A 6,663-nucleotide genomic window follows, 5' to 3' on the forward strand; every position below is an offset into this window, starting at 1 on the left:
AGGGCGAATAAAAATTAAGAAGAAAATCCCGAGCATCAAAAACCATTTTAAGAAGTAGTACACGCGACTATTTTTAGCTTTTAAGGCCTTCGCTTTTAAACGCACTTGATAGACATAGCCAAAGACTTTGTTTAAGCCACCTGTCTGATCGCCTGCTTCATTCGGAGAACTTGCTGCGGTCATCACATTCTTGCCAAACCAGTGATTAAACTTTTGCATCCAGCGAGATTTTAACGGACGCTCAACATCGGCAAAGAAAATAATACGGTTTTGAGAAGTACCATTTTCAGCATAGTGAATATAGGTTTCATCAAACACCACACTTTCACCATCACGCCATGAATAACGCTCACCATCGACATCAATAAAACAACGGTCATCATTGGGTGTCATCAACCCCAAGTGGTAACGCAATGAACCTGCATAGGGGTCACGATGGCGCACTAAACGACTGTCGGGCGCTAGTTCAGTAAACATCGCCGCCTTAATGCTAGGTAAAGTTTTTAATAATGCTGTGGTTTTTGGGCATAATTCTGCTGCTGATGGATGCGCGGAGTCATACCATTTTAAATAAAAACGCTTCCAGCCTGTTTTAAAGAATGAATTAAACCCCAAATCATCGTAGCTACTTGAAGCTTTAATACCGCCCTGTTGATATAAAGCTTTGGCTTCATCACGAATCATTTCCCAGTTGTCATCTAAAACTTTTAAATCTTGAAAATGCTGAGTGTCGATATAAGGTTGATTCGGCACTTTAGAAAATAAGTACATTAAATAGTTAATCGGTGCAAGAATGGTCGAATGGTCAAAAAACTGACGATAAAAACTATGACGCACCTTGCCGCGCTGTTGAATATACAACGCTGAAGCGATAAAAATCGCCAAAATAATCCACTTCAACATAGAACTAACCAAATACTGAAAACAGCAAAAATTCAAAAATGTCACATATTCTACTCCATTTCAGCGCATGACATCATCGCAGAAAATAGAACACAGCATTGCCAGTCGCTCTGTATACCCACCCAACCTCACGCTATAAAACGTCACCATCCAAACCAAGCATTGACTTATCTGCCCTAAACAAACCACCAAAAGCTCTACTTTTTAAGCTTTTCTCAGTCCTAAAATATTCCAACCGGATAAAAAAAAATATAAAACAATCACTTTCAGAAACCTTTGCACGAATAAACACACAAAAGTTCATTAAATTGGTATAATACAATAAAATCAATCACCTAGCAAAAAACACGACTATGGCATGGAAACAAACAGGGCAACTCTCCCTAGCAGACAGTCTCATTAACGCTCACAAAGCCATCGAAGAATTAGATGAACTACACAACCTAATTGACTGGCAAACTATCGAGCAAACCTTACGCCACGTTCATAGCAGTGAGCGTGGGGAATCTGCCTTTCACCCTGTCATCATGTTTAAAGTATTACTCTTACAAAAACTCTATAACCTATCGGATCCAGCCATGGAAAAACAACTGGCACGAGACTTACTATTTCGTCGCTTTGTTGGCCTATCATTAACGGATGATGTACCCGACCATAGCACCATTTGGCGATACCACAAACACCTAGGTGAGCTTAGACTGATTGAACCATTGTTCAACCAAATCAATGAGCAACTAGCCCAACAAAACATTTTTATCAAAGCGGGCAGTGTCAGCATCATCGATGCCAGTATCGTTGAAGCTAAAAACAAACGACCTAAGAAAGGCAAACACACCGACAATACCCAAGATAACGACGCCGCCTATGTCAGTAAAAAAGACAGTACAGGTAAAGTAAAAACCACCTACGGCTTTAAAATTCATCTCAACTGTGATGAAGACAGCTTTGTCAAAAAGGTTGAAACTACCCCTGCCAATGTCCATGATTCCCAATGTTTTACCACGCTGTTAACAGATGATGAATCAGCCGTGTATGCTGACAGTGCGTATAAAAGCCAAGCCCATGATGACTACCTTGCCGAGCATGAACCACCGATAAAAAATCATATTCATGATAGAGCATGGCGCAATACACCCTTAACCGAACAGCAAAAACGCAATAATACCCAAAAGAGCCAAACTAGAAACACCGTTGAGCGGGTCTTTGGACATTTTAAACTGCATTATGGGATGAGCAAAGCTCGTCATTTAGGGTTAATGCAATTTCATACCAGCACTTTGCTTGCAAGCATGGTGCATAATTTAAAAACTGCCCTAAGCTTGAAACGAAAATACGGACTCGCCTAGGGTTATTGTGTCTGTTGGTTAGTAAGCTCAGCCAATAGACACAAATTTAACAACCATTTGGAGATTTTATCCATGATTTAGCCATTGTTTTGCTTATTTCATTGCCATTCTTTGTTTTTTTTCGGTTTGGTGGTATGCCTCGAGCAAAGGGGCTGTTTCGTGCAAAGGTCTCTATAAAGCATTTCGTATAAGGTGTATTATGTTAATTTTAGTAGAACTAATAAATCTATATATTTGAAAATGTCATTTTACTCAATTAAATACTCTTCAGATATTTCACACTGTTCAACAAAAAAATGATCATGTGAAACTAAAATTACAGCGCCCTGATATTGGCTAATAGCCTGCGATAGAAGCTCTCTAGACTCAATATCTAAATGATTTTCTGGTTCATCAAGCAATAATAAATCAATACCATCAGGATAGTGACTCATTGCTAATAATGCGACTTTCAATTTTTCACCACCACTCAGTTCTGATAGTTTTAATAAAGCTTTTTCACGACGAATACGTAACTGACCTAACAAATTTCTCCACTCAACTTCAGTAAGATTGGAGTTATAAAGTGCAAGGTTTTCGATTACGGATAAATCATTATTTAATAAACTAAAGTTTTGATCTAAATACAAACATGTTCCACTAAAGAAAATATCATCACGTTGATGGGTAGAAATCAATTTCAATAAGGTTGATTTACCAATTCCATTAGCACCTTTAAGATGGATTTTTTCGCCAGCTTTCAATGCAAAATTAATTTTATTTGTTGCTGTATGGGGTAGCTTTAAATCATGAATTCTTAAAATCTCTCCTTGCTTCGTACTCTGTAAGTGGAATTCAAACTTCTGAGCTTTGATTTTTTCTACAATGGTCTGCCTATTAATCAGACTATTTTTCAAATCATCAGTTTGTCGAGTTTGTTGGGCACGTAGCTTACCTAAGCTTTGTCCAGCATTTTCCTTTTTGAAATCTAGAAAAATCTTTGCTTGAGAATTAGAATCACGAAGTTCATTGCCTTTAGATTGACGTTTATTCGCTTTCATTAAGCTATCATGTTGCCGTTGTTTTAACTGCTTTAATTCTTTTTTCTCATTATTAATAGACTGAGTTAATGCATCCATGTGTAGCTGATGCTGTTGAATGTAATGCTCATAATTACCTTTGTAGTGTTGTAAGCCTAATTCAGTTAAAGCATAAATATGTTGGACTTGATTGAGTAATTGGCGATCATGACTAATCAGGCATACACCACTAGGGTGTGCCAAAATACTCTCAATTAACCATTGTCTAGATGTTGAGTCTAAATGGTTGCTTGGTTCATCTAAAAGTAGATAGTGATCCTTTTTTAAAAACAAACGACATAAAGCCAGCTTTGTTTTTTGTCCTTCACTCAGTTTTTCTGTTGGAAAGTTCAAATCCGTAGGTAAGTCAGCATTTTCAAGTATATTTTGCCATTTTTGTGGTAAATCCCAGGTATTTTCAACTAACTCATAATCATCAAAACTAGCTGTATTGTTCTCTATACGCCGAAAAGCATGATGTAAATGATCTACCTCTAATGCTTGTGCAATATTTTCAGCATTAAGGCGTTCTAATTGTGCCAAATAATCATGTTGGATATTCCATGAAACTTGACCACTATAATGAATATCTAAAGCTTGGCTTTGATCTAATATTCTGAACAATAGGGATTTACCTAAACCATTACGTCCAATTAATGCAGAAACCTGTCCTGATAAAAGCGTAATGTTTAGCTGATCAAACATTTTCTGTGTAGAAAATTCTAAATTTAAGTTTGAAGCAATACATGCATGTTGCATAAAAAATTCCTCATGTAGAGGATATGCAAAATAGTGAAGATTAACTTATAAAAAACAATATATTATTTAGGATATAAAGTAGAGACCAAGAATATATAGCCACAAGTAGAATCTATTTTGCACATCAAAAGTTTAAAAATAATGATGAGAAAATGACTTACTTCATTGGCGTTACTCTTGGGAGGATGATTTGAATAAGGTTATTTTATAATGATAAGACAATCTGTCAAGCTTGTACTAAAGCTTCTAAAAGTTATTTAACATAATGGCGATTATGCGAAACGAGATTGTAAGCCCAAAGTAGAAATGTCCGGTTTCTCCAAAGTAAAAATGTCCGCTTTTAGAATATGCACTTTTGCAATTTTCTTAGCGGACGGTTTGATATGTTGGTGTCTATGTCGGATAAAGAACTTAAACGATTGTCGGTCTTGCAGGAAATCTGTGATCAACGCATAACCCAGTCCCAAGCTGCTCAGCTACTTCATATTTCAGAACGTCAGATCAGACGTTTATTGCAGAAATACAAAGCTCAAGGCCCAGCTGCATTAGCCCATGCCGGTCGTGGTCAAATCAGCAATTCCAGGCTTCCTGAAGAACTCAAACTCAAGTGCCTCAATCTTGTTTCTGATCAACTGCATGGTTTCGGACCCACTTTAGCGCATGAAAAGCTCACCACCGTTCATGGATTCGACATCTCGGTGGAAACACTACGTTCCTGGATGATTGCAGCCAATTTATGGATTCCTCGCTCCAAACGCCTGAAACGCCCGTATCAGCCTCGTTATAACCGGGACTGTTATGGTGAACTGATCCAAATTGATGGCTCACACCATGACTGGTTTGAAGGACGCGCTGCTAAATGCTGTCTGCTGGTATTTATCGATGATGCCACAGGCAAATTGCAGCATTTACGCTTCTGTGAATCAGAATCAGCCTTTGACTATATGATTTCGACACGCCTGTATGTCGAACAGCACGGTAAGCCTTTAGCGTTTTACAGCGACAAACATTCAGTCTTTAGGGTGAATCAAAGCAGTAAGAAAGACACCAAGATTACCCAGTTTGGACGCGTGCTCAGTACCCTCAATATCGATATCATCTTCGCTAATTCACCACAGGCCAAAGGCCGTGTAGAACGAGCCAATAGAACGCTTCAGGACCGTCTGATCAAAGAAATGCGCCTGGAAGGCATCTGTTCGATTGAACAAGCGAATGCCTGGCTACCCTGCTTCATTGAGCAATTCAATCAGAAGTTTGCCAAGATGGCCTTTAATCCCAAGGATCTACACCGGACTGTCACTGAAACAGCCGAAGAATTAGATGATATTTTTACCTGGCGTGAACCCCGCAGAGTCACGAACAGCCTGACCATTACTTATGATAAATGCGTATATCTCCTGGAAAACACGGAAGAAAACCAAAGATTGATTGGCAAGTATCTTGAGTTCCTTGAATACCCGGATGGTACAGTTGCAATTGAATATCAGGGTAGAAAAATCAATTACAGCATCTTCGACAAATTAAGCCAGCTGAACCAGCGAGAGATTGTTGAGAATAAACGTTTGGGTTCTGTATTGGCCCATATTCAACAACAGCATGAAGAATTAGAACAGCAAAACAAACGGAATCGTTCTCAAGCTATGCCACGTAGACGTGCACAGAAAACAGCAATTCAAAAACGAAATCTGAATCCTGTGCTTGACTTGGAAATGTCGGTATAGGACATTTCTATTTGGTTTTAAGGTAGGACATTTCTACTTAGGAATAACAGAGATCTACCAGCTCTCGTTTTTTGTTATGGAAACTGCTAAAATTCAAATACGCCATTGACGTATAAAGAGTCCATGTTATTTATTGAAACCAGCATCTTTACCAAGCAAATTAAAGACCTTGTATCTGATGAGGAATATCGTCAACTTCAGCAAGATCTTTTGGTACAGCCTGATAGAGGTGACCTAATCAAGAATGGCGGTGGTATTCGCAAAGTACGTTGTGCTCAAGGTAACAAAGGGAAAAGTGGTGGGATACGGGTGATTTATTATTGGGTCACCGAGGATGATCAGATCTTTTTCTTAGTGGCTTATCCAAAATCAGTAAAAGATAATTTAACAGATAAGGAAACCGCCATTCTGCACCAACTCGTGAAGGAGCAATTTCATGGATAACAACTTATTTGATGACTTGGTTGCTTCAATCAAAGAAGCTGGAGCTATCAAACGTAAAGAAGTTAAAGCAAGCCGAGTTACAGAACTCGAATTGCCTGATATTAAAGAAGTACGTGAAAAAACTGGCTTGAGCCAAAATGAATTTGCTGCACGTCTACATATTAGCCCCCGTACCCTGCAAAATTGGGAACAGGGACGACGCTATCCAACTGGACCAGCAGCTACATTGATTCGAATTTTAGATGCTCACCCAAGCCTTATTTGAAAAAATTACTTAAAAAATGGGAGCTTAAGGCTCCCATTTTTATTTCGTATAAGGTGTATTATGTTAATTTTAGAAAATCTTCACTACTATTATTTTAAAATAAGCCTTATATCCAAGCATAAAACAAGGTTGTCTAGACTTCTTTTAACAGTAAAGTTATCATAAAA

At 38.3% G+C, this 6,663-nt stretch carries 6 protein-coding genes; 4 read left to right on the top strand and 2 right to left on the bottom strand.

Annotated features, from left to right (window positions below; genetic code table 11):
* Window positions 1–903: lipid A hydroxylase LpxO (gene lpxO / locus FTV43_RS14140; RefSeq protein ID WP_179995752.1), on the bottom strand; the 903-nt coding region annotated here is incomplete at its 3' end.
* Between the two features lie 353 nt (window positions 904–1,256).
* On the opposite strand from lpxO, the gene FTV43_RS14145 reads away from it, so the two are divergent.
* Entirely contained in the window at window positions 1,257–2,249 is a 993-nt protein-coding gene (locus FTV43_RS14145; RefSeq protein ID WP_179995753.1) for an IS5-like element ISAba23 family transposase, read from the top strand.
* 248 nt (window positions 2,250–2,497) lie between these two features.
* Here FTV43_RS14145 and FTV43_RS14150 read toward each other — a convergent pair whose 3' ends face one another.
* Window positions 2,498–4,066, bottom strand: coding sequence for an ATP-binding cassette domain-containing protein (locus FTV43_RS14150; RefSeq protein ID WP_159124549.1), 1,569 nt, complete (start codon window positions 4,064–4,066; stop codon window positions 2,498–2,500).
* 395 nt (window positions 4,067–4,461) lie between these two features.
* On the opposite strand from FTV43_RS14150, the gene FTV43_RS14155 reads away from it, so the two are divergent.
* The 3 genes from FTV43_RS14155 to nadS all read left to right on the top strand — a co-directional run bounded on the left by FTV43_RS14155 (window position 4,462) and on the right by nadS (window position 6,496).
* A complete protein-coding gene (locus FTV43_RS14155; RefSeq protein WP_179995754.1) occupies window positions 4,462–5,787 on the top strand; it encodes an ISNCY family transposase in 1,326 nt (441 codons plus the stop codon).
* Between the two features lie 123 nt (window positions 5,788–5,910).
* Window positions 5,911–6,231, top strand: coding sequence for a type II toxin-antitoxin system RelE/ParE family toxin (locus tag FTV43_RS14160; RefSeq protein WP_000897307.1), 321 nt, complete (start codon window positions 5,911–5,913; stop codon window positions 6,229–6,231).
* Window positions 6,224–6,496, top strand: coding sequence for a NadS family protein (gene nadS / locus FTV43_RS14165; protein WP_000369781.1), 273 nt, complete (start codon window positions 6,224–6,226; stop codon window positions 6,494–6,496). Before FTV43_RS14160 ends, nadS begins: the two co-directional genes overlap by 8 nt.
* Window positions 6,497–6,663: the final 167 nt, after the last annotated feature.

It is taken from the genome of Acinetobacter sp. YH16053, from assembly GCF_013417035.1.
Classification (GTDB): Bacteria; Pseudomonadota; Gammaproteobacteria; order Pseudomonadales; family Moraxellaceae; genus Acinetobacter; species Acinetobacter towneri.